At 48.6% G+C, this 24,338-nt stretch carries 24 protein-coding genes and 1 other annotated feature; all 24 genes read right to left on the bottom strand.

What is annotated here, in order from left to right; genetic code table 11:
• Positions 1 to 2 precede the first annotated feature (2 nt).
• The 24 genes from pyrE to ACFO4L_RS02840 all read right to left on the bottom strand — a co-directional run bounded on the left by pyrE (position 3) and on the right by ACFO4L_RS02840 (position 24,318).
• On the bottom strand, positions 3 to 638 hold the full coding sequence (gene pyrE, locus ACFO4L_RS02955) for an orotate phosphoribosyltransferase (RefSeq protein ID WP_377908160.1): 636 nt from the start codon (positions 636 to 638) through the stop codon (positions 3 to 5).
• Entirely contained in the window at positions 625 to 1,338 is a 714-nt protein-coding gene (gene pyrF / locus ACFO4L_RS02950; RefSeq protein ID WP_377908159.1) for an orotidine-5'-phosphate decarboxylase, read from the bottom strand. Before pyrF ends, pyrE begins: the two co-directional genes overlap by 14 nt.
• Positions 1,317 to 2,249, bottom strand: a complete 933-nt coding sequence (locus tag ACFO4L_RS02945; protein WP_377908158.1) for a dihydroorotate dehydrogenase — start codon at positions 2,247 to 2,249, stop codon at positions 1,317 to 1,319. The genes pyrF and ACFO4L_RS02945 overlap by 22 nt, the downstream gene beginning before the upstream one ends.
• Positions 2,246 to 2,989: a dihydroorotate dehydrogenase electron transfer subunit gene (locus tag ACFO4L_RS02940; RefSeq protein WP_377908157.1), complete on the bottom strand. Its 744-nt coding sequence runs from the start codon at positions 2,987 to 2,989 to the stop codon at positions 2,246 to 2,248. The genes ACFO4L_RS02945 and ACFO4L_RS02940 overlap by 4 nt, the downstream gene beginning before the upstream one ends.
• Positions 2,986 to 6,177 (bottom strand): carbamoyl-phosphate synthase large subunit, encoded by a 3,192-nt coding sequence (gene carB, locus ACFO4L_RS02935; protein WP_377908155.1) that lies wholly within the window; start codon positions 6,175 to 6,177, stop codon positions 2,986 to 2,988. Before carB ends, ACFO4L_RS02940 begins: the two co-directional genes overlap by 4 nt.
• Complete coding sequence (locus ACFO4L_RS02930) at positions 6,170 to 7,258, bottom strand: carbamoyl phosphate synthase small subunit (RefSeq protein ID WP_377908555.1); 1,089 nt, start codon at positions 7,256 to 7,258, stop codon at positions 6,170 to 6,172. Before ACFO4L_RS02930 ends, carB begins: the two co-directional genes overlap by 8 nt.
• Entirely contained in the window at positions 7,255 to 8,541 is a 1,287-nt protein-coding gene (locus ACFO4L_RS02925) for a dihydroorotase (protein WP_377908154.1), read from the bottom strand. Before ACFO4L_RS02925 ends, ACFO4L_RS02930 begins: the two co-directional genes overlap by 4 nt.
• Complete coding sequence (locus ACFO4L_RS02920) at positions 8,525 to 9,409, bottom strand: aspartate carbamoyltransferase catalytic subunit (protein ID WP_377908153.1); 885 nt, start codon at positions 9,407 to 9,409, stop codon at positions 8,525 to 8,527. The genes ACFO4L_RS02925 and ACFO4L_RS02920 overlap by 17 nt, the downstream gene beginning before the upstream one ends.
• A 144-nt stretch (positions 9,410 to 9,553) precedes the next feature.
• Complete coding sequence (locus ACFO4L_RS02915; protein ID WP_377908152.1) at positions 9,554 to 10,870, bottom strand: solute carrier family 23 protein; 1,317 nt, start codon at positions 10,868 to 10,870, stop codon at positions 9,554 to 9,556.
• Between the two features lie 159 nt (positions 10,871 to 11,029).
• Positions 11,030 to 11,560 (bottom strand): bifunctional pyr operon transcriptional regulator/uracil phosphoribosyltransferase PyrR, encoded by a 531-nt coding sequence (gene pyrR / locus ACFO4L_RS02910; protein WP_377908151.1) that lies wholly within the window; start codon positions 11,558 to 11,560, stop codon positions 11,030 to 11,032.
• A gap of 164 nt (positions 11,561 to 11,724) precedes the next feature.
• Positions 11,725 to 12,633 (bottom strand): RluA family pseudouridine synthase, encoded by a 909-nt coding sequence (locus ACFO4L_RS02905; protein WP_377908150.1) that lies wholly within the window; start codon positions 12,631 to 12,633, stop codon positions 11,725 to 11,727.
• Positions 12,630 to 13,097 (bottom strand): signal peptidase II, encoded by a 468-nt coding sequence (gene lspA, locus ACFO4L_RS02900; protein WP_377908149.1) that lies wholly within the window; start codon positions 13,095 to 13,097, stop codon positions 12,630 to 12,632. The genes ACFO4L_RS02905 and lspA overlap by 4 nt, the downstream gene beginning before the upstream one ends.
• Positions 13,098 to 13,165: 68 nt before the next feature.
• On the bottom strand, positions 13,166 to 15,934 hold the full coding sequence (gene ileS / locus ACFO4L_RS02895) for an isoleucine--tRNA ligase (RefSeq protein ID WP_377908148.1): 2,769 nt from the start codon (positions 15,932 to 15,934) through the stop codon (positions 13,166 to 13,168).
• Positions 15,935 to 15,992: 58 nt separating this feature from the next.
• Positions 15,993 to 16,220 (bottom strand) — a binding site (T-box leader).
• A 38-nt stretch (positions 16,221 to 16,258) separates the two neighbouring features.
• Entirely contained in the window at positions 16,259 to 16,762 is a 504-nt protein-coding gene (locus tag ACFO4L_RS02890) for a DivIVA domain-containing protein (protein WP_168004717.1), read from the bottom strand.
• Positions 16,763 to 16,830: 68 nt separating this feature from the next.
• A complete protein-coding gene (locus ACFO4L_RS02885; protein WP_377908147.1) occupies positions 16,831 to 17,613 on the bottom strand; it encodes a YlmH family RNA-binding protein in 783 nt (260 codons plus the stop codon).
• An 8-nt stretch (positions 17,614 to 17,621) separates the two neighbouring features.
• Positions 17,622 to 17,885 (bottom strand): YggT family protein, encoded by a 264-nt coding sequence (locus ACFO4L_RS02880; RefSeq protein ID WP_377908146.1) that lies wholly within the window; start codon positions 17,883 to 17,885, stop codon positions 17,622 to 17,624.
• A 17-nt stretch (positions 17,886 to 17,902) separates the two neighbouring features.
• On the bottom strand, positions 17,903 to 18,334 hold the full coding sequence (locus tag ACFO4L_RS02875) for a cell division protein SepF (protein WP_377908145.1): 432 nt from the start codon (positions 18,332 to 18,334) through the stop codon (positions 17,903 to 17,905).
• A 24-nt stretch (positions 18,335 to 18,358) separates the two neighbouring features.
• Entirely contained in the window at positions 18,359 to 19,039 is a 681-nt protein-coding gene (locus ACFO4L_RS02870) for a YggS family pyridoxal phosphate-dependent enzyme (RefSeq protein ID WP_377908144.1), read from the bottom strand.
• Between the two features lie 159 nt (positions 19,040 to 19,198).
• Complete coding sequence (gene ftsZ / locus ACFO4L_RS02865) at positions 19,199 to 20,332, bottom strand: cell division protein FtsZ (protein ID WP_377908143.1); 1,134 nt, start codon at positions 20,330 to 20,332, stop codon at positions 19,199 to 19,201.
• Positions 20,333 to 20,379: 47 nt separating this feature from the next.
• On the bottom strand, positions 20,380 to 21,681 hold the full coding sequence (gene ftsA / locus ACFO4L_RS02860; protein WP_377908142.1) for a cell division protein FtsA: 1,302 nt from the start codon (positions 21,679 to 21,681) through the stop codon (positions 20,380 to 20,382).
• 112 nt (positions 21,682 to 21,793) lie between these two features.
• Complete coding sequence (locus ACFO4L_RS02855) at positions 21,794 to 22,132, bottom strand: DUF1290 domain-containing protein (protein WP_377908141.1); 339 nt, start codon at positions 22,130 to 22,132, stop codon at positions 21,794 to 21,796.
• On the bottom strand, positions 22,129 to 22,797 hold the full coding sequence (locus ACFO4L_RS02850; protein ID WP_377908140.1) for a DUF881 domain-containing protein: 669 nt from the start codon (positions 22,795 to 22,797) through the stop codon (positions 22,129 to 22,131). Before ACFO4L_RS02850 ends, ACFO4L_RS02855 begins: the two co-directional genes overlap by 4 nt.
• A complete protein-coding gene (locus ACFO4L_RS02845) occupies positions 22,794 to 23,447 on the bottom strand; it encodes a DUF881 domain-containing protein (protein WP_377908139.1) in 654 nt (217 codons plus the stop codon). Before ACFO4L_RS02845 ends, ACFO4L_RS02850 begins: the two co-directional genes overlap by 4 nt.
• Positions 23,434 to 24,318, bottom strand: a complete 885-nt coding sequence (locus ACFO4L_RS02840) for a cell division protein FtsQ/DivIB (protein WP_377908137.1) — start codon at positions 24,316 to 24,318, stop codon at positions 23,434 to 23,436. Before ACFO4L_RS02840 ends, ACFO4L_RS02845 begins: the two co-directional genes overlap by 14 nt.
• Between the last annotated feature and the right edge of the window lie 20 nt (positions 24,319 to 24,338).

Here is a 24,338-nt window from a genome sequence, read left to right as displayed (position 1 = left end):
GCTCAACTCCTTGTAAAAGCATCGCTCCATCCTGCAGGATCTGTATTCCAGTTCGCTAACTGATCTGCCTCTTGGCCGGAGATAACTTTCCGGCTTTTTGCGGTATCAAGCAGAATCGGAAAAGACGTTAATGCCTCTACGGGAAAAGAACGTTTTTCAATTTGCCGCTGAAGAATATGCAGTTCGTATGTAAAAATGGCTGCAATGCCAACCGGAATGCCGCCTTCTTCTTCAACAGCCTCCGCTGCTTTAAAGGCAGATCCTCCTGTTGAAAGTAAATCTTCAACAATCAATACTTTCGCTCCCTGCGGAAGATTTCCTTCTATTTTATTTTTCCGCCCGTGTGATTTTGGTGAACTCCGTACATAAATCATGGGCAGTCCGGCCAGATCAGCAGCCCAGGCAGCATGTGGAATTCCTGCTGTTGCAGTGCCTGCAATTATATCCGCACCGAGCTCACGAGCTTTTGCGGAGAACCATTCTGCTACTTGTTTACGGGCATCCGGATAACTCATCAGTAAACGGTTATCACAATAGATAGGGGATTGCAGTCCGGAGCTCCATGTAAACGGGTGCTCAGGTGATAGGACAACAGCTTCTATATCAAGCAGCAATTCCGCTGCCTTATACTGGTTCATTGCTTAACCACTCCTTTTGAATTGCTTGATACGCTTTATAAGGATTGCTGCTTCTCGTAATTTGCCGGCCGCACACAATCGCATCTGCTCCTGCTGCTGCAGCATCAGCGGGAGTCGCGGTCCGCACCTGATCGTGCTCTGCTGTTTGAGCCGAGCGGATTCCAGGTGTGACACAAAGAAAATCACTGCCGCAAACGTGTTTAATCTGTTTTGTTTCATGAACGGAGCACACGACCCCATCCAACCCGCTCTGCTTCGTAAGGAGAGCAAGCTGTTCAACCGAATGCGCTAATCCGGACGTCACGCCTTGTTCCGCAACAACTTGCGCATCAGAAGTACTCGTCAGCTGGGTCACAGCAATCAGTGCAGGACGGCCGGGAGAGCCTGAACCAATTTCGATGCCTTCCCGGGCTGCTTCCATCATGCGTCTTCCGCCGAGTGCATGGACATTAACAAGATCAATTCCGGAAGCAGCGACAATCGTCATCGCCCGCTTGACAGTTTCGGGAATGTCATGCATTTTGACATCCAGAAATACTCCATGTCCGCGCTGTTTAACAGATTCAACAAAAGAAAGGCCTTCCTTATAAAACAACTCCATGCCGATTTTGACATAGACATCGCCCCCGAGCTGCTCCAGGAGCATCGATGCTTTTGCTTTATTTTCAACATCCAGTGCTACAATGATGGGACGCCGCAAGATTTCCAACTCCTTCCTGTTAAATCAGAAACATGCGCTATTTGCCGTCTTGCAAGCCATTCATCCAATTGCTCAATCAACTCCGGACAGATGAACGGGTTTTGAAAATTAGCTGTTCCCACAGCGACAGCAGATGCCCCCGCACTGAAAAAGTCAATAATATCTTCAACCGATGAAATTCCGCCCATCCCGATAATTGGGAGGTCCGTTTGCTGGCTTACTTCATAAATCATTCGAATTGCTACAGGCTTGACTGCCGGTCCGGAAAGTCCTCCGGTTTTATTTGCTAATATTGGCTTTCCCGTTTCCGTATCCAGGCGCATGCCTATCAATGTGTTGATCATACTGAGACCTGAAGCGCCAGCTTTCTCGACGGATTTCGCAATCGCTGAGATGTCCCCGGTATTCGGAGAAAGCTTTACATAAACGGGCTTGTTGGAGATGTTGCAGACAGCCCGCGTTACTTCGGCAGCGAGCTCCGGATCATTACCAAATTGAATGCCGCCTTCTTTCACATTTGGACAGGAAATATTAAGCTCCAGCGCCCCAACTTCCGGGGCATCCGCCATCACACTTGCTGCTTCGCAGTAATCGTCGATGGAGGTGCCTGCAATGTTAGCCAGTACGGGAATCCCGGCTTGTCCGCAATGGTTGAGATGATCCGCCTTGATCGCTTTGGCACCTGGATTCTGAAGCCCGATTGCATTGAGCATCCCGCTGTCTGTCTCAGCTACTCTTGGAACCGGATTGCCGCGCCTGGGCTCTGGTGTTGCTGCTTTTACCGCAGCGGCTCCAAGCAGTGACAGATCGTACAAATCAGCAAATTCCGCGCCGAACGCAAAACAACCTGAAGCCGGCATCACTGGATTTTTCATATCCAAACCCGGCAGCACCGTTTTTAATCTGCTCACAGCTGAACCACTCCTTTCTCAAACACAGGGCCATCGCTGCATATTTTCACGTAGCCGCCTTCCTTTTTATCGCATACGCAGGCAAAGCAGGCCCCGATTCCGCATCCCATTCGTTCTTCAAGAGAGACGTAGCCAGGAGCATCCATCGTATCTTGAAGCGGACGCAGCATTGCTTTCGGGCCGCACGCATAAAAGGTGGTAAACGCTGATTTGAGTAGTGCAGCATCAGTGACGTATCCTTTTGTGCCGTATGAGCCGTTTTCCGTTGTTACTTCTACTTCGCCCAGGTGGCGAAGCTCTTTTTCAAGAAACACATCTTCAGCTGACCGGAAGCCAATAACTGCTTTTACGCTGACACCGTTTTTTACCAGCTCTTCCGCAAGGAAATAGAGCGGCGGTACTCCTACCCCGCCGCCTATCAGCAGAGCTGTACCATCCTCAAGCATGGGAAATCCCTGGCCGAGAGGGCCAAACACATCAATCGTATCCCCGATCCTTACGGAGGCAATTGCTTCTGTCCCTGCCCCGGACGCTCGAAAGATAATGACAACCGTTCGTTCATCAGCAGCGCTTATGCTGATAGGTCTTCTTAGCAGCATCGCTCTCCCATCCCCTGCCTGCACGTGCAGAAATCGGCCTGGTGTGCATTGAGACGGAATCTGAGAACCTTCCATGGTGAATTTGTAGACATTTTTTGCGACTTCTTCCTTCTCCACTAACTTCAGTTTTTCTTTGATCATACAGTCACCGCCTGCTTCTCCCTTACCGGAATGGTACTGAAGTGCATCGACTCAATCACTTGCAGTACTGCTTTTGTCGTATCGAGCGACGTATTACAGACAATGCCTCGTTCCACTGCCTCCCGACGGATCCGGAAACCATCCGTTGCGGGCTTTTTGCCAGTCGTCAGTGTGTTTACAATGTATTGTACTTGGCGAGTTGAAATTAGGTCCAGCATATCCGGCTTTCCTCCGCCGACCTTGTAAACCGTCTCGGAAGGAATACCTAAACCTCTCAAATACGCCGCTGTGCCAGGAGTTGCAGTGATATCGAAACCGAGCTGATGAAATCGTTGAGCAAGAATCCCTGCTTCCTCTTTGTCCTGATCGGCGATTGTAAAGAGCACGTTGCCGTGCAGCGGCACGTCCATACCTGATGCTACCAGTCCTTTATATAGAGCCTTTTCCAAAGAATGATCGCGTCCCATTACCTCTCCTGTTGATTTCATTTCAGGTCCGAGCGTTATGTCGACGCTGCGCAGCTTTTGAAAGGAGAAAACAGGTACCTTAACGGATACTTCCTCCGGCTCATCCAGCAGGCCGGAGATAAAGCCTTGCTCTTTAAGTGATTGACCAAGCAGGCTCTTTACCGCCGCTTCTGCCATATTCATCTCCGTAATTTTACTGAGAAACGGAACGGTTCTGCTGGAGCGTGGATTTACTTCCAGTACATAGACATCATCTTCCTGAATGACAAACTGAATATTCATAAGTCCTTTTACTTGAAACCCTTTTGCCAGTTTAATCGTGTAGTCTATCAGTTTTTCTTTGACAAGGTCACTGATATTCTGAGGCGGATAGACAGCAATGGAATCTCCGGAATGTACCCCGGCCCGCTCTATATGCTCCATAATCCCTGGAATAACAACTGTCTCGCCGTCACAAACGGCATCGACTTCCACTTCTTTCCCGACGAGGTACTTATCAATAAGCACCGGATAGTTGTGATTAACCTTGACAGCTTTTTTCATATACGTGACAAGCTCTGACTCATGATAAAGAATCTGCATGGCTCTTCCTCCTAAAACGTAGGAGGGTCTGATTAAGACCGGGTAGCCGATGCCGGACGCAATGGCTGCAGCTTCATCCACCGATACGGCCGTTCTTCCCTCTGGCTGTGGAATATTTAGTTTTTGCAGAGTGGCTTCAAACTTATCCCGATCTTCACACGCATCAAGAAACTCAAGGGAAGTCCCAATAATTGGCACCCCGCGCTTTTCCAATTCTCCAGCGAGGTTCAAAGCCGTCTGGCCACCAAACTGGACAATGACTCCTTCCGGCTTTTCGTGCCGAATCACATTCATTACATCTTCAATGGTAAGCGGCTCAAAATAAAGCTTGTCTGATATTTCAAAGTCCGTCGAAACAGTCTCGGGATTATTGTTCATGATAATGGCTTCCCTGCCGCTTTCCTTAATCGTTTTAACCGTGTGTACAGTCGCGTAGTCAAATTCGATCCCCTGGCCGATCCGGATTGGCCCGGACCCCAGCACCAGAATAGAAGGCTTCGCAGTTACAATCGATTCATTTTCCTCTTCGAATGTACTGTAATAGTAAGGTGTAGCAGATGCAAACTCTCCTGCGCACGTATCCACCATCTTAAAAACGGGGTACAGCTTCTGTGTTTCCTGCATCGCTTCGACTGCCTCGATCTCTTTTCCGGAAAAGTGGGAGACTGCCTGATTCGAAAACCCTGCTTCTTTCACTTCCTGAAGCAGTTCACTCGATAATGGTTCTGTTTCAAGCCTCTGTTCGAGCTTCACGATCTCCTGAATTTCATAAAGAAAGTAAAGATCAACAGCAGTAACAGCGTGAATGTCTTCCGGCGTCCATCTTTCGCGAAGCGCTTCTGCGCAATAAAGAAGGCGTTCATCATCTTGTGCTGCAAGCTTTCCACGCAGATCCGTTCGATCCGCATCTTCCGGCATCAGGTGAAACAACCCGATCTCGGCCGACCGAACAGCCTTCAGCAAAGATTCAGACAAGGTTCTGCCGATTGCCATCACCTCTCCAGTCGCTTTCATTTGCGAGCCGAGCGTGCGATTGGCAGAATCAAACTTATCAAAAGGAAACCTTGGCCATTTTGTAACAACGTAATCCAGGGCAGGTTCAAAGCTTGCAAATGTATTTTTAGTAACCGGATTTTGCAGTTCATCCAATCTGTAACCGACGGCGATTTTAGCTGAAAGCTTGGCGATCGGATATCCTGTTGCTTTGGAAGCGAGGGCAGATGAGCGGCTCACACGCGGATTCACTTCAATGATGTAATAATCTTCACTGTGAGGATCAAGGGCACACTGAACGTTGCAGCCGCCTTCGATGCCAAGTGCAGAAATAATATCCAGTGAAGCGGTGCGCAGCATTTGATACTCTCTGTCTGAGAGTGTCTGACTGGGAGCTGCTACGATAGAATCTCCTGTGTGTACGCCGACGGGATCGAGGTTTTCCATATTACAGACCACTATCGACTGCCCGCTTTTATCGCGCATCACTTCATATTCCACTTCTTTAAAGCCGGCGATACTTTTTTCGATCAGGCACTGGTTAACGGGACTCGCGTAAAGTCCTTGAGCCGTGATTTCTCGAAGCTGTGCCTCTGTGTGCGCCATTCCTCCGCCCGTACCGCCGAGCGTATAGGCAGGACGCACGATAACTGGAAGTCCGATCGCATTGGCAAATACTTCTGCTTCTTCAACTGTATGAACAATTTCACTATCCGGCACAGGCTGAGATATAGTGCGCATTAATTCACGAAATGCTTCTCTGTCTTCTGCCTGGCGGATCGCATCCAAGTCGGTTCCCAGAAGTTCAATACTGTAACGCTCGAGAATCCCCTGCTTTTCCAGTTCCATGACAAGGTTCAGACCAGTTTGTCCCCCAAGCGTCGCAATGATGCCGTCCGGCCGCTCCCTGCGGATCACTGAAGTGACAAATTCAGGGGTCAGGGGTTCAATATAGACACTGTCAGCCGTTGCAGCATCGGTCATAATCGTAGCCGGATTAGAGTTGACGAGAATAACTTCATATCCTTCTTCCTTCAGAGCCTGACAAGCCTGTGTCCCTGCATAATCAAATTCAGCCGCCTGACCGATAATAATTGGTCCGGACCCTACTACGAGGATTTTTTGAATATCTGTTCGTTTAGGCATGAATCGTTCCCCCTGTCTGCTCATGTACGAGCGCTTTGAACTGGTCAAACAAAATAGCGGATTCCGTCGGTCCAGGAGCGGCCTCCGGGTGATACTGTACGCTGAATACTGGAAGCGTCTCGTGTTTCAATCCTTCAATTGAACCATCGTTGACGTTGACATGCGATACATGAAGTCCCGTTCCGGAAAGCGATGCTTTTCTTACCGTATAACTATGATTTTGAGAGGTGATCGCTACTCTTCCGCTTTCAAGATGGCGGACAGGGTGGTTCCCGCCCCGGTGTCCAAACGTCATTTTTTCTGTGTCCGCCCCAAAAGCAAGCGCCAGCAGCTGATGCCCGAGGCAAATGCCAAACACCGGCAGGACATCGGCCAGTTTTCGAACGTGCTGCACCGCCTCCGGAATATCCTGCGGATCTCCGGGGCCGTTACTTAACATGACGCCGTCCGGTGAAAGGGAGAGGACGTCTTCTGCTGTCGTATTCCATGGCACCGAAATGACTTCAAATTCCTGCTGGAGCAGATGGCTGATAATGCCTTTTTTCGCCCCGTAATCAATAAGGACAATCCGGTGCCGCCCGCGCCCCGGGTACCAGTACTGCTGAGAAGCTGAAACTTGACGAACCTGATCACTGCTATGAACAGCCGCCGCTCGTATCTGTGCCTCTTCCACAGATTCCGCACTATCTGAAAGCACCCCTCTCATCGTTCCACCTGTACGGATGATTCTCGTCAGCTTGCGTGTGTCGATGCCTTGGATACCAGGAATGTTGTGGTGATGTAACCACTCATCAAGCGTCCGTTCCTGGCGAAAATGACTCGGATTCGCTGCCGCTTTTTTAACAATCATACCAGCGCAGTGTGGAATTATATTTTCAAAATCATCGCGGTTAATGCCGTAATTGCCAATCAGCGGATAGGTCATGCATATGATCTGGTCACGGTACGATGGATCTGTTACTATCTCCTGGTAGCCCGTCATACTCGTATTGAAAACAACTTCTCCTTGCCCTGCCCGATCACTGCCTAACGCCTTCCCTTTAAAGACTGCTCCATTCTCCAGTACTAATTTCCGCATTATGCTTTCCCCTCTTTCCAAACTTCTTTTCCATTAAATATTGTCATCACTGGCTGACCAACTGTTACCCATCCGTTAAATGGAGTGTTTTTCCCGCGCGAGACAAAGCTGGAGGAATCAATCGTTCGCTGTTTCTCCAAATCCAGCACCGTAAATTCAGCCTGCTGTCCAGGAGCCAGCTTTCCGTAAGGCAGGTTAAAGACAGAAGCTGGTTTATCAATCATCCAACCGAGCAGATCCTCCAGCTTAAACTGTTTCGTTTTCACAAAAAACGTGTGCAGCAGCGGGAAGGCCGTTTCCAAGCCTGTTATACCGAAAGGCGCATGCTGAATAGACCCGGATTTTTCTTCTTCTGTATGCGGTGCATGATCAGTCGCGATAAAATCGAGAGTACCGTCGATAAGTCCTTCTATTAATGCAAGCTGGTCTCTGCGGCTCCGAAGCGGCGGATTCATTTTATATTGAGCATCATCTCCTGGAATATCCTCTTCGTTTAGCAGCAGGTGATGCGGGGACACTTCAGCTGTCACGTGAATGCCGGCTCGTTTTGCATCCCGGATTACTCTGACGGATGCTTCTGTGCTGACGTGGCAGACATGGTAATGTGCTCCAGTTTCTTCTGCAAGCAGCACGTCTCTTGCAATATGTACAGATTCTGCTGAAGAAAGAATCCCGTTAATGTGAAGCTCTTCCGCTTTTATCCCTGCATGAAGATGCCCTCCGAATAGCAAGCTGTTATCCTCACAGTGGGCAGCGACAGGAATACCGGCTTCTGAAGCCTGCTGCATAGCTCGATACATCATACCGGCCGACTGCACACCGACTCCATCGTCAGTAAGCGCAAAAGCGCCTCCGTGCTTTAATGCTTTGGCATCGGTAAGCTCCTTGCCAGCTTCACGGATCGTGATGGAACCGTACGGCAGCACACGGATGTGCGCATTGCGGCTGATCATGTTCTGCAGTGCTTCCATCTGCTCCTTCGTATCCGGCACCGGTTTCGTATTTGGCATCGCACACACTGTTGTGTATCCACCTTTAGCTGCTGCCTTCGTCCCGGAGCTGATTGTTTCTTTTTGTTCACCGCCTGGCTCACGAAGATGAACATGTACATCGATAAAGCCTGGACTAATTATCAGCCCGCTCACATCGACTGTTTGATCCGCTGTGTCTGGTGAAAGCTCTCCAGCCATCTGTTCAATCAGCCCGGTTTCCTCGGAAACCACAATATCCTGTCTGACCAGCTTTCTGTTTTGATAAACTTGTGCACCTTTATACAGCTTTTTCATAGCGTTTTTCCTCCTTTGTTTTCAACACCTCAGCTAGAACAGCCTGTCTAACCTTTACACCGTTTGCCATCTGCTTAAAGATCCGGGAAAAAGGAGCTTCAACGAGTGATGTATGCAGTTCCACTCCGCGATTCACAGGGCCTGGATGCATTAAGATCGTATGCGGCTTAAACCTTTCAGCACGCTCAGGCGTCAATCCGAACTGTTCCAGGTAGTTCGGAAACACCGGCTCCATCGCATCGTGCCGTTCCAGCTGTGTTCGGAGCGACATCCACACATCAGCTTGTCTGCACCCCTCATCTGCTGAAATCGGCGTGATCCCATCCGGCATCCATTCCTGAGGACCGCTGAACCAAACTTCTGCCCCGAGCCGCTTCAAGACTGATGCATTGGCAGAAGCAATCCTGCTGTGACGAATATCTCCGCTGATCACAATCTGCAGACTGCGGAACGAACCAAATTCCTGTTTAATCGTCAACAGGTCCAGCAGCGATTGTGTCGGATGATCACCAGATCCGTCTCCCGCATTGATGATGGGAATATGAACATCCTGCAGCTCGTTATAAAATGCTTTTTCTTTACTGCGGATAATGACCGCACTTACGCCGATCGCCTCCAGTGTCTTAACCGTATCGTAGAGCGTTTCCCCTTTTTGGAGGCTCGATCCGGCTTCATCAATCGAAAGCGAGCGCATTCCGAGATTCATCTCTGCCATTTCAAAGCTGCACCTCGTTCGTGTGCTCGGCTCCAAAAAAACGTTTGCTGCCATTCGATTAGCAAAGTCCGGAAATTCGGTTCCGTCCGCTTGCTCGAGAATTGATAAAATAGCTTGATCCGACAGGTGCTGCAGTGACGTTAATGATTTCATCGAATACCTCCTTTGAAAATGAGCGCTGCAGGTTACTGGCAAAAAAAGACACCCGTTGACGATGCACGGGTGCCTGAGCTTCCGGAAAGAGACCGGAAGCAGTCACCCTTTGCCGGTTCACTGACCTGCTTTAAAAGGTGTTGCTTATGCAGCTGAGCCGTCTTTTTTACGGCTCATATCGTGAAACATTTCTTCATTCGTTTTAACAGGATCCCGTCCCGGTAAAATAAGGTTAAGTAAAATGCCGACAATCGTTGCGAGCGCCATACCAGCAATTTGCACATCATCTGATACTTGGATAAAGGCGCCTCCAATGCCGATGACCAAAACGACGGATACGATAACTAAATTGCGCTTTTTACCAATTTCCACTTGATTGTCAATCAACATACGCAGTCCGTTTGAAGCAATAATTCCAAAAAGAAGGATGGATACGCCTCCCATGACAGCTGTCGGAATTGTGGTAATTAGAGCTGAAACCTTCCCGACAAAACCGAACAGTACCGCAGCGACAGCGGCGCCTCCTATGACGAAAACGCTGAACACTCTTGTCAAAGCGACGACACCAATATTTTCACCGTATGTTGTATTCGGCGGACCTCCGAGAAGGGAGCTGATGACAGTTGCGACCCCGTCCCCCATAATGGAGCGATGCAGTCCCGGCTCTTTTACAAGGTTTTTCTCCACTACTTTGCTGAGAACCATCTGATCTCCTATATGCTCACTGAGCGTCACAACTGCGATCGGTACCATGATTGCTACAATCGTCCAGTTTAGGGAAGGCTCGTATGTGACAAAGGGAATGAGAAATTCTGGTGACTGGATCCAGGCTGCCTCCCGGACAGCACTGAAATCGACAAGTCCAAAAAACCAGGCCGTGGTATACCCTCCGACAATTCCTGTAAGAATCGGTACAAGGCTGAAAAATCCTCGGAAAAAGATTGCGGCTGTAATGGTTATTGCGAGTGTGATCATTGCTACGCTAAAATGCGTGCCGCTGTAGCTTTCTGTAGCGGGGTTCTCCATCGCCATCTCAATCGCAACGCCTGCGAGCCCGAGTCCAATTACCATTATAACCGGTCCAATCACAACTGGCGGAAGAAGTTTCATGAGCCAGCTTACACCTGTAGCCTGAATGATAAGTGCTACAATTCCATACAAAATCCCTGCAAAAAAGCTTCCGATCATGGCGCCTTCGGGGCCTCCAATGCCGACCGCCGCTATCAGCGGAGCAATAAACGCGAACGAAGAACCTAGATAAGCGGGAATTCGTCCTTTCGTGATGACGAGATAAGCCAAGGTGCCCAGTCCGCTGCTGACTAAAGCTACTGCAGGACTTAATCCTGTGAGAAGCGGTACCAGAATCGTTGCACCGAACATGGCAAACAAATGTTGAATGCTGAGCATCAGCCATTTATCAAGTCTAGGTACTTCTCTTATTCCTACTGTGTTTGATTCCATAATATGACCTCCTGAACAGCAAAAAACCTCTTAGTCTCCCTAAGAGGTCTGTTTACTGAAAAGGCCCGTAACGAACAGGCTTTCAGAAAACACACCCCTTTTCAGGCTCACAGGCCCGCTTTAAAAGGGAGGTTTCTGCTGATAGTATATATTCGGTGGTTAGAGGATGCTGACGCCTTCCTCCCCATCTGATTCCTGAAGCTTTACTTCGACAATTTCAGATTTAGCCGTCGGTACGTTTTTCCCAACGTAATCCGGTCTGATTGGGAGCTCCCGATGGCCCCGATCTACGAGAACGGCAAGCTGAATTTGTGCAGGTCTGCCCAGATCGACGACTGCGTCCAAAGCAGCCCGGACTGTCCGTCCGGTATAAAGCACGTCATCGACAAGAATCACTTTACGGTCTGTCACATCCGTTGTTATTTCCGTACCGTGAACTTCCGGCTCTTCATCATGACGCTTATGCGTCAGATCATCCCGGTAAAGAGTGATATCAATTTCACCAGTTTTTACAGCTGCGCCTTCAATCGATTCGATTCGTTCAGCCAGCCGCTGCGCCAAGAAAACGCCTCGTGTTTTGATACCAACAAGCACACAGTCTTCGATTCCTTTGTTGCGTTCGATAATTTCATGAGCAATGCGGGTAAGGGCTCGTCTCACCGCCTGATCGTCCATTAATTCTTTTGTCATTACCAACTTCCACCTCCAGCACAAAAAACTCCTGCCCAGGAAACTAGGCAGGAGGATATACGGAGTCCATGGACTCCGAAACGTTCCTTACCAGTCTCTCTGAACTGATTTAAAGGCTTTATTCATCTTTAAAAAGTATGTCATACCGTGTTTTACTTGTCAACTTAAAAAGAAGCAGCATGTGTCAGGCAGGCGTTAAAATCAGACGGAGGCTCCACTTCGCAAAGGATTTCTTCATCTGTAACAGGATGACGGAAACCAAGGAGTGCTGCATGAAGCGCCTGACCTTCGATTGGGAAGTCGTGTTTTTTTCTTGGACCGTATTTTGGGTCGCCGACAATAGGGAACTCGATATACTTCATATGAACGCGAATTTGATGCGTTCTTCCCGTTTCAAGCTCACAGCTGACATGCGTATGCCTGGAGTAGCGGTGAATAACCTGAAAGTGAGTCACAGCTTCTCTGGAATGACGGTCGGTAACTGCCATCTTTTGACGGTCTTCCGGATCACGCCCGATTGGAGCATCGATTGTGCCTTTATCATGAGGAACAATCCCGGCTACAATAGCCTCGTATCGTCTTTTCGTTGTTTTATTTTTTAGCTGCTCGACTAGTGACTGGTGTGCCCGGTCGTTTTTAGCAGCAACAATCAGACCGGATGTATCTTTATCAATACGATGTACAATACCTGGTCTGACAACACCATTGATAGATGATAAGTCAGTACAGTGATGAAGCAGACCGTTTACGAGCGTACCTGACGGATGTCCAGGAGCCGGGTGAACGACCATTCCGCGAGGTTTGTTCACGACGATAACATCCTGATCTTCGTAGATGACGTCCAGCTGCAGATCCTCTGCAACAAGCTCCAGCTCTTCCGGTTCTGGCTCCTGCACGTGAATAAGATCTCCTGCTTTCAACTTGTAATTGCTTTTTTCCTGGCTGCCATTTACCTTAACGTATCCAGACTTCACCCAGTCCTGAACAGCGCTTCTCGTCCAATCGGTATGATCGCTCAGCCATTTGTCCAATCGAATGCCGGTTTCTTCCGGCTGAAATTCATGTTCAATCATGTCGCATTCGTCTCCTGACGTTTTTCTTCTATAAATACATGCAGTATCACCATTATAACACCGGTAACAAGTGCACTATCTGCTACATTAAAGATAGGGAAGTTATACGTGAAGATGTATACATCGATAAAATCAACAACGGCTCCAGCATATACCCGGTCGATAAAGTTTCCAAGTGCACCGCCGAGAATTAAACCGAGCGCAACTCCGTACCAGCGGCTGCCGTCCAGCTTCGCCTGAATCATATAGATAATGACTCCAACCACGACGACAGTAGCGATGTAAAACAGCCACATTTGTCCTTGCAAAATACCAAAAGCAGCGCCGGCATTCCGATGAGAGGTTAAATAAAGAAAACCTTCGATCAGCTCAATGCTCTGTCCAATTTCCATTCGGTCGATAACAAGCCATTTCGTCAGCTGGTCAGCGCCGATAATAACTGCTGCGATCACGTAATAAATCAAGCGCATTTCCTCCGTTTTCCCCTGAACAGGGACCGGCAGTTCACACTGACGGCCCCCTGTATCCGGGTTTAGACTTTATCTGCGTAATACGTTTCCACTGTTTCCGCACACTCCGGGCATAGTTCCGGATGATCGGCGTGTGTGCCGATATCGCTGCGAACGTGCCAGCAGCGTGCACACGTATTCCCTTCTGCTTCTTCTACAAGAACCTTAGCTTCATCACCTGTAAACGCTTCTTCAGGTGCTTCGGAAAGCGGCTTTACGACAGCCTTGGAGGTGATAAATAAACGGTGCAGATCAGCCGTGTTATCAAGCATGAGCTTATCTTTTTCCCCCGCATATACGGTTACTGCCGCATGAAGGCTTCGCTTTATGCCTTTTTCATTTTTTGCAAGCTCCAACGCTTTCAGCACGTCGTCCCGCAGGTCCATGAATCGATCCCACTCGGATACGAGCGTTTCCGTTCCAGGGAATGCAGCCGGCTCAGGCATGTCTGTCAGCTGTACTGCTTCTGATTTGCTGCCGGGAATATGCGCCCAGACTTCTTCAGAAGTGTGTGACAGAATCGGACTCATCAGCTTCACTAACGACGTGAGCGTTTCATGCATCACTGTCTGGATCCCCCGCCGTTCTTCATGGTCAGCGTGTTCCAGGTAAAGCGAATGCTTGGAAATATCCATAAAGAACGAGCTTAGTTCAATCGTACAGAAATTGTGTACCTTGTTAAAAACCGTTGAAAACTGATAGGTTTCATAAGCTGTTTTCACATCTTTGATGAGATCGTGCAGCTTTACCGTCATGAATTGATTGACTCCAGATAAGTCGTGAAAAGCACGAGAGTGATGCTCAGGGTTAAAATCATGCAGATTGCCAAGCAGAAAGCGGAACGTGTTCCGAATTTTGCGGTAAGCTTCTGCCACCTGCTTTAAAATATCATCTGATACTCGCACGTCTGCCTGATAGTCTACAGATGCCACCCACAATCGCAGAATGTCAGCGCCGAGCTGCTTCATGACTTTATCAGGTACAATAACGTTGCCGAGTGACTTACTCATTTTTTTGCCTTTGCCGTCCAGCGTGAAGCCGTGGCTGATGACGGACTTGAACGGGGCCTTGCCGGTAACGGCTACAGATGTTGAAAGGGAGGAGTTGAACCAGCCTCTGTACTGATCAGATCCCTCCAGATAAACATCTGCCGGACGGGCGAGATCTTCTCGCTCCTCAAGAACCGCCTGGTGCGAAGAGCCAGAGTCGAACCAGACATCCATAATATCTGTTTCTTTCGTAAATGTTCCATTCGGACTATGCTCGGAAGTAAACCCTTCCGGCAGCAGTTCACCTGCATCCCATTCGAACCAGATGTTTGATCCGTGCTCCCGAAATAAATTCGAAACGTGATCAATCGTTTCGTCCGTGATGATCGGCTCGTTATTCTCGCCGTAAAAAATAGGAATTGGCACGCCCCAAGCGCGCTGGCGGGAAATGCACCAGTCTCCTCTGTCTCGAACCATATTATAGAGGCGGGTTTCCCCCCACTCAGGCAGCCAGTTTACTTCTTTTATTTCTTGCAGCAGTTCTTCCCGAAAATCTTTAATTGAAGCAAACCATTGTGCAGTTGCCCGAAAGATTACCGGTTTTTTTGTACGCCAGTCATGCGGATAGGAATGCGTAAAGAAGGTCAGCTTCAGCAAGTGGCCAGCTTCATCAAGTTTTTCCGTGATCGGCTTGTTGGCAGTATCATAAAAAAGTCCTTCGAACATCGGTGCTTCATCTGTAAATACACCCTTATCATCAACTGGGCAAAGAACGTCCAGGTCATAGCGCTGACCGACGATATAGTCATCTTCCCCATGTCCCGGTGCTGTGTGTACACATCCAGTACCAGCATCAAGAGTGACGTGGTCTCCTAAAATAACAAGAGATTCTCTGTCATAAAGCGGATGTTTCGTGCGGACGCCTTCAAGTTCCTGACCACGGAACGTTTTAACAATGTCTGCCTCTTCCCATTCAAACACTTGCTTCAATTCATCTAAAAGTCCAAGAGCTACTACATATTTTTCTCCCTTTTCCTTTACGACAGCATATTCCAGCTCAGGATGCAGCGCAATCGCAAGGTTTGCAGGAATGGTCCAAGGAGTAGTTGTCCAGATAACGAATTTCTCATCTCCCAGCAGAATTCCTTTCCCTTCCGTAACATCGAACGTCACATAAATGGAAGGGGAACGCTTATCGTGGTACTCGATTTCCGCCTCTGCCAATGCGGATTCAGAAGAGGGCGACCAGTAAACTGGTTTCTTTCCTTTATAAATATATCCTTTTTTAGCCATGTCACCAAACACTTTAATTTGCTGTGCTTCATAATCATGTGTGAGCGTGACGTACGGGTTCTCCCAGTCGCCGCGTACACCCAGGCGTTTAAACTGCTCACGCTGGCTGTCGATTTGACCGAGCGCATATTCTTCACACTTTTGACGAAACTCCGCAATGCTCAGCTTTTTTCGGTCGACTTTCCCCTTTTTTGTAAGTGCCGTCTCAATTGGCAGACCGTGCGTATCCCAGCCGGGTACATAAGGCGCATGCCATCCCATCATGGAACGAGACCGCACAATAAAGTCCTTCAGGATCTTGTTAAGCGCGTGACCCATGTGAATATCTCCGTTGGCGTAAGGAGGTCCGTCATGCAGTACAAATAGTGGACGCCCCTTCGTACGCTCCTGAACTTTATCGTACATGTCTTTTTCCTGCCAGTCCTGCTGCATAGCCGGCTCTTTATTTGGAAGGTTCCCCTTCATTGGAAAATCCGTTTTCGGCATGAGCAGCGTCTGTTTATAATCCATGTTTCATTCCTCCTGAAAAAGTAAATTGCATGATAAAAACAAAAGCCCCGTCCCTGAAAACAGGGACGAGGCGTAAAACCCGCGGTACCACCCAGCTGCAGTTATCAAACTGCTCTCTAAGGCATGAGGTAACGGTCATGACCCGGCTTCCCTAATGCTGCTGAAAGCAGGTTCAGGTTGCGGCTCGAGGGTGATCTTCACATTCAGCCTGCTCTCGGGCTTTCACCGTCCCCGATTCGCTGGTCAGCAGAGTCTAAAAGCTACTCGTCCCTGTCTAAGCCTATATGAAAGTAACTATCAGTATAAGCGACGTTTCTTTCTTCGTCAAGAACGCTCTTCCTGCGGCTCGTAGTGCGCTTCATCATGAGAATCGATGATTTCTTCCCAATCATCTGTCTGCAGCATTTCCAGCTGTGCTTCGAGGAGCATCTTGAATCTGGTGCGGTAAACTGCTGCCTGCTTTTTCAACTCTTCAATCTCCAAAGCAATTTTACGAGATTTGGAAAGAGCCTCGTTTACAATGCGGTCTGCATTTTTCTCCGATTCTTTAATGATAAGTTTAGATTCTTTGTCTGCATTTCGCTTTACTTCCTCTGCAGTTTCCTGCGCAACAAGAATAGACTTATTTAATGTCGTTTCAATGTTAGAGAAATGACTCAGCTTTTGCTCCAGCTCATTCACCCTGTCAAAGAGTTCTTTTTTCTCTCGCGTCACCGTTTCATAATCTTTTATGACCTGGTCAAGGAATTCATTGACTTCATCTTCATCATAGCCTCTGAACCCTCTCGTGAACTCTTTATTATGAATATCAAGCGGTGTTAATGGCATTATGTAAGGCACCTCCACATAAAATGTTTGTATATGCATGAATTCGACATGCGAAGCAAATTTCCTTCTCAGCTCGAAGAACCGATTTTTTCAGCCTTGAGCACTGTATTTCCTTTTCTTGTCGTACCGCCAAGCGCTACTATTTTACAACGCCCCATTCCTCTGACCGAAATCATATCGCCTTCTTCGATCCGAAACGAAGGATCGTCCGTGATCTTCCAGTTCACCTTCACTTTTTCCTGCTGAATCAATGGCTTTGTTTTGGCACGTGAAAGCCTGTAAAGCTCTGATGTCACCGTGTCCAGCCTGAGAGAGGAGACAGTTACCTGTACATCCGTCGTTTCTTCATCGGGCAGCTTGAGCTCTGACAGCTCAATTCGTTTTGGCAGCACCGGAGCACGACCTGCTTCACGAAAATGCTGCTCGACATAATCAGCCGTATCTGCACACGTAACAAACTGAACCGCGTTGCTGCTAATCATAATATCTCCGAACTTCCCCCGTTTCAAACCGAGCGAGAGTAAAGCACCCAGTACTTGCGGATGGGTCATGCGAACAAATTTTGATGGGAAATCAAGTTCAAAAGCAGCTAGTTCAAACAGCGATTTTTCAGGTTCTATGTAATCCGGATATAGGAGCGCCCTGCGGCGTTCGGCCTTATCAGCTCCGCCGAAAAAAGCACAGCGCACAGCGCTTCCCTGACCGGTCAAACTTGTCACGATAAACTGTTGACGAGGATCGAGAAAATCTGTCAGCTTAGTTCGATACTCATTTTCAACAGTCTCTAGCCAATCCGTAACCTGGTCGATAAACGGATGCTCATCTTTCCGGAAATGTTCATACAGACTCATCTACTTCTTCACCCGACCAATCCAAACAGAAATTCTACTCCCCGAATGGCAAAACGCAGACCGATCAGCGCAACGATCGGGGAAATGTCTAACATGCCAATCGGAGGGATCATTTGCCGGAATGGTGCAAAGAAGGGCTCTACAATACGGCCGATGGCCTGTCCAAACGCAGATTCACGGGCATTGGGGAACCAGGACATGAAAATATAAATAATGCAGACGATCCAGTACAAGTTTAACACTTGTACGACAATATCTCCGAGCAGTGCCATTTGTGCCACTCTCCTTGTTATTCGTGAAGCATTTCAGAAATGCTGCCGCTGACATCAACGTTATCAGGGGTGCAAAGGAAAATTTGTTCACCCAGCTTTTGAATATCCCCGCCAATAGCATAAACTGTTCCGCTTAAAAAATCGACGATCCGCCTTGCCTGATCACGGGGAAGGCGCTGCAGGTTGATGACCACTGCTTTCCTGTTCTTTAATTCATCAGCAATATCCTGCACTTCATCATACGAGTGCGGCTCAAGCAGCATCACTTTTGATCCTTGCTGTGAAGTCACGGAGCTGAGGCTGACCACGTTCTGACGCTCCTGCTTCTTCGATTTTTTAATTCTGGCAGGCGGCTGGTACTCTTCCGGTTCTTCTTCGACAACAATTTCCTTTTCTTCGTACTCATCTTCCATGTCGAAAAACCGCTTAAGTTTATTTTTAAACGTCATGGCTGTCTCCTTTCGATCAGAAGATTATTGAGACCCTACGAGAGATGAACCGAGCCTGATATACGTTGCTCCCTCTTCGACTGCAATATGATAGTCATTCGACATGCCCATCGACAGCTCCGTGCAAGGAGCATGGGGCAGCTTTTTCGCTGCTGTTTCATCGCGCAGCTCTCGAAGCTTTTGAAAGTAAGGTCTGACTTCTTCCGGATCGTCTGTGTAAGGGGCCATTGTCATTAAACCAATCACTCTTACGGCTGGATAATGTTGAAGCATATCCAAAAAGCCTGGCAGCTCATCTGCTCGAATACCTGCTTTGGATTCTTCTCCGCTTACATTAAGCTGAATGAAACAATCAGTAGTCATTCCATCTTCTGAGCGCTTTTGTATTTCTTTTGCGAGTGACTTCCGGTCCAGTGAATGGATAATGCGATATGCATGAAGCAGATCTTTTACCTTGCGCGACTGAAGGCTGCCAATAAAGTGCCAGTTGACGTGATCGCCAAGAGCTTCATACTTTTCCATTGCACCTTCAAGACGATTCTCTCCAAAATCTGTTATGCCTGCTGCTACCGCCTCTCGTGCCCGTTCAATCGACACGTACTTGGTAACTGCTATGATGGTCACATCTTTCTCATCTCTTCCGCTTTTTTGACAAGAAGCTCGAATCTTCTCGTTCACAACTGCTAACTGTTCTGAAACGGACACTGCTGTCGACCTCCCACTTGACTCTTGTACCTATAATCATAAAGAAAATAAGGGTAACAGGCAATCTTTTCTTCCTAATGAAAGGCCCGTTGAAGCTCAGCAGTTACAGAAAATGAGCCCGGGGAGAGCTTCTCCCGGGCTCATGAGCAGCTGGACAGATCAGCGCTTCCTTCTGTTACGCAGAAAAGCAGGGATATCAAGAGCCTCTTCCTGCTGCTCCTGTTCAGGCTCATGGTGCTCTGCCTGCGGCTGCGGCTCCTGTTTTGGAACTTCCTTGCCGGCTTGCGCCTGCTGTGGTCGTGATGTACGTCCCGCCTTCACTTGGGTGCGCTGCTGGATTTTTTCATCAAATCCCGTAGCGATTACTGTCACGACAATCTCGTCTTTCAGGTTTTCGTTGATGACCGAACCGAAAATCATGTTGACTTCTTCATCCGATGCGGATGAAACAATTTCTGCTGCTTCATGTACTTCAAACAGGCTGAGATTCGCTCCGCCTGTAATGTTCATGAGTACGCCTTGTGCACCATCTACGCTCGTTTCAAGAAGCGGAGAGGAAATAGCTTTTTTGGCAGCTTCCGCTGCACGGCTTTCTCCTGTGGCAACACCAATTCCCATCAGTGCAGAGCCTTTTTCGCTCATAATGGTTTTTACATCGGCAAAGTCAAGGTTGATCAGACCCGGAACAGCGATGAGATCTGAAATGCCCTGAACACCTTGACGCAGAACATTATCGGCCTCACGGAACGCTTCCAGCATCGGAGTGTTTTTATCGACTATTTCAAGCAGTCGATCATTTGGAATGACGATCAGCGTATCGACTTTTTCTTTCAATGCTTCGATTCCGGCTGCTGCCTGCGTCATCCGCTTCCGGCCTTCGAAAGTAAATGGACGTGTGACAACGCCTACTGTTAAAGCACCAGCATCCTTGGCAATTTCAGCGATAACCGGAGCAGCACCGGTTCCCGTGCCGCCGCCCATTCCGGCTGTGATAAACACCATATCAGCACCCTGCATATGTTCTTCGAGCTGGTCACGGCTTTCCTCAGCAGCTTTTTTGCCAATTTCAGGGTTCGCCCCTGCGCCAAGACCTCGTGTCAGCTTGCCGCCAAGCTGAAGACGTTCGCTGGCTTGTGACATTTGAAGCGCCTGTGCATCTGTATTAAGGGCAATAAACTCCACACCCTGAAGTCCGTTTTCAATCATACGGTTGACAGCATTGCTGCCGCCTCCGCCGACGCCAATTACCTTTATCGTTGCGAGTGATTCTGTTTCCATTTCAAACTCTAACATAGTAGCGATCCTCCAATCCGATTATGCCGGAACCTGTCCGGGTCAGCCTATTCTAAAAACGATTTAAACATGCTAGAGACCCGTTTTTTCAGTCCTGGGCCTGTCTTTGCCGGCTTTTTCGCCTGCGGACGCGGTCTTTCCCGTTCACGTCTCGGTTCGTCCTGAACGCCTGCTGCAACTGGTGAACTTTCAAGTCCTGCATCAAGATCTTTTCCCTGCACCCGGGCGTTCTTGTGGGCAAACGTGATTAAACCGACGCCGTTCGTATACTGAGGTTCGCGGACGCCGATGTAATCCGGCACCGAAATCCGTACGTTCTGCTGAAAAATATCTCTGGCAAGGTCAAGCATACCTGGAATCTTGGCATTTCCTCCGGTCAATACAAATCCTCCCGGAAGATCATCGTATCCCATTCGGCGAAGCTCCTGCTCCACGAGCATAAAGATTTCTTCTGCCCGCGGTTCAATCACATTCGCCAGCTGCCACTGTGAAAATTCCTGCGGCTGGTCGCTGCCGATTTCGGATACTTCAAACATCTCATCATCTGAAGCCTCTTCAATAAGAGCATGACCGAACTGTACCTTTACTTCCTCAGCTTCTTCAGTAGATGTCCGAAGTCCAACGGAAATATCATTTGCAATGTGCGTACCGCCTACCGGTATTTGCCTCACTGCCTGAAGGGCACCATGCTGGAATACAGAAATCGTCGTGGAACCTCCTCCAAGATCGATAAGGCCGACTCCGAGTCCTTTTTCATCTTTAGAAAGAGCAATGGCGCCAGCCGCAAGCGGCTCGAGCACAATATCTGCTGTTGTGAGGCCTGCTTTTTCCACACATCGGAGCAGGTTATGAAGCACCGTGCGAGAACCCGTCACGATCAGTCCTTCCATTTCCAACCTGACTCCGATCATTCCCCGCGGATCATTGATCTCATCGAGTCCGTCTACGATAAACTGCTTCGGTACTACGTCAATGATTTCCCGGTCAGGTGGGATGGACATCACCTGCGCGGCATCAATGACACGCTTTACATCTTCATCACCAATTTCACGGTGCTCACTTGAAACAGCCACTACTCCGTGACAAGGCTGTAATTTGATGTGATTGCCCGTGACACCGACGATCACGTTGCGAATTTCCATACCTATCATACGCTCAGCTTTTTCAACTGCCTCTTTAATCGATCGGACAGTTTCATCAATGTCCACGATGGCTCCTTTACGGAGACCGGATGATGGAACTTCGCCGACTCCGATAATGTTAAGGGCACCGCTCGACACTTCGCCGATCACCACCCGTACATTCGATGTACCAATATCAAGCGTTACATATGTATGCTCATAATTCATTCAATCAGGCACCTCCCCCGGTTATCCATTCAATAAGATTAATTCAGTTTCTATATAAACTAGTTCGTTCTCACTGCTGAAAGTCCTGCCGTAAAGTCCTAGAAAAAAACAGTCAACGGTTAAAAAGTTGCTTCCTTATATCAGAGGCATCGCGAAATATTCGTAATGTTAATACAATGGAAACGACTATGTACAAGTCTACACTAAGTTGGTGTCCTAGAAAAGCGATTATCGTACCTAAAATCAGATTCGTTACAAATCCGTAAAAAAACATTTTTTCACAAAACACACGTTCGACAAACGCTTTCATTCCGCCGGTTATGCTTAGTAATAATGTTAGAATCCAAACCGCTGCATAAGATTCGTAGCCACCTGGCAGTTCCCCTTGATAAAACACTCCAGTTATTATCCCTGCACACACTGCGACGGCAAGTGTTACAACCAATTTCACTCGTCTTCCTCCTCGGCCGGCTCTGCCATCTGAAGCCTGTACGAACCATCAAATCCCGGTACATCAACTTGCTTGAGCTCAAGCGTCAGCTCAAATCCTTCTGACTTCAGCAGCATGGCTGCCTCTGACGCATTGATTCGATCTTTTGCGAGCTCCGGTGAGGGAGCAGTGAGGGAAATAGCAACCGGGAGCGAGCCAGCACTGTGCCCATCCACCAGCGTGCGGCCATTTACTTCCCGGATCGACGTCCGGGCTGTAATACGTTCTTGGCCGACCGACGCAGCTTCAGCTCCAGCTTGGAAGCTGTCGTTCAATAAGAGCCTCAGCAAATCCGGCGGCAAGTGGATCCCCTCATCATTCGGATCAAATACTGTAAGAACGATTCCGTCTCCTGAGATCTCGGTCAGCGAGGCCGCTGCTTCCAGTCGCTTTACTGCAGAATCAGCTGCGGGCGTGCTGTCTGGTTCATCCAGAAGTGCAAGCCTTCGCTCGAGCATCGCAGCTTCTGCGAGCAGTTCTTCCTGCCTTTCAGCTTCATACAAGAGCAGCTGCTGCAAGCTGCCTTCATCTTCATAAGCTGGAGAAGAAGTGAGTGAGCTGCCTAAGGCATGGCTGCATACCGCTGTAAACAAGAAAACCGCCGTCCCAATAAGCACATGCTTCATCCGGCCTCGCCTCCAGTGCGTACTTCAGGAATAATGATTTCATTCAACGTTTCCATCCGTACCTGAACATTATCCGCTAACAGCTCATAAACTGCACCGCCACGCAATTCCATGGACGCTTCCAGAACGCTGCTGTCTCCGATTGCTTCAACGACAAACGGAGCTGTTGAACGGATCCCGTCCACTTCGATCACTGGACCGATGCATTTGATGTAAGAGGACTGACTGAGCCTGACTCCATTGACAGCGACCGCTTCTGCTCCTGCGGTTAACAACTCGTCTACCGCCCTTTGGACGTGCTGCTCATGAACAAGAAAAGCTGAAGGGTTATCGCTGTCTGTAGTTGTATCATCAAGTTCTACACGCAGACCTTCGCCTTTTACAGCTACGTCTCCGGCAAGCATTCGAAGCCGCATAAGCTGCTCTTCGGTTACGGTTGACGCATCCTGCGCAGCTGACATTTCTTCCTGCTCCCTTAAAGAACGCTGAAGTCCTTCAACTTGCTCCTCCAGCAATTCATTTTCTATCTGAAGTGCTGCAGCTTCTGCTTCATCACTAACAAATCCTTCCTCTGACTCTATCGAGCTGCTAATGGCCAGTCCCGCCAGCAGACTGACAAAAAAGACAGCCGCAGCACTAATCCACTTCATCCGCGTCCGCTGCCTCCCCGTCTCCCGCTGTATCCTCTTCTGCCGGCTCATCGGCGGATTCCTCCGGAGGAACGTCATCAACGATACCGCCGCCGGATTCTTCTCCTTCCATGGGCTCTTCTTCTTCATCAATTTCGGCAAATGATTCAAAGTATGGGTTGATACGCATATGAATGATACCCTCTTCACTGCTGTCGAGCTGACCTGCAACTGCTGCGTAAGGCTCCATACGGTCGGCAAACGATGAAACCGTTGTGCTGACGACATTCCCGTCATTCATATAAAGAGTCAGCCTCTCCGGGTCATTTTCCACCGGATCGTGAATGATGTCGGAAATGGCATACTGGACGGAAGTACTCATGCGGTTTATTTCTTGAGCCAGTTTAGTCAGCATTTCTCCCTCTTCAAAACCATGCAGGACAGGAGCATCCCCTGGAGGACGTTCCATGTCTACAATGTTACCGTTGCTTAAAACCGGATTATAAGAGCTTCCTGCTGATGCATATGCTGCAGTCCTGTACTCTTCTACTTCGATCCGCACCGTTGATGGCCACGTCCTGCGAATCGATGCATCTTCTATCGTTTCGTGAGAGAGAATAGAAGCCGTATGCTCATCAAGATCAAGTCCCCACATCTTCATACCTCGTTCAATACCTGATACAGCTTCTATTTCCTCGGCCCCTGTAAACGCTGCACCTTCTACATGGATTGAACGTACATCGCTCAGACTGCTTTGAAGGTAAACTGCAGTACCAATCAACAGCAGCAAAACGGAAAGATAGAGCAGGAAGCGTTTGCGTGCCCGTCTCTTTCTGTCAGCTTGAAGCTTTGGCAGTTTATGCTCAAGGTCGACCACTCTGTCCCTGCTCATTTTCCCCCTCCTCTTCCTTT

The sequence above is a fragment of the Bacillus daqingensis genome, assembly GCF_042654445.1.
Taxonomy (GTDB): domain Bacteria; phylum Bacillota; class Bacilli; order Bacillales; family Salisediminibacteriaceae; genus Alkalicoccus; species Alkalicoccus luteus.
The sequence above is the reverse complement of the archived record's forward strand: the minus strand, read 5'-3'. Positions and strand labels throughout refer to the sequence as shown.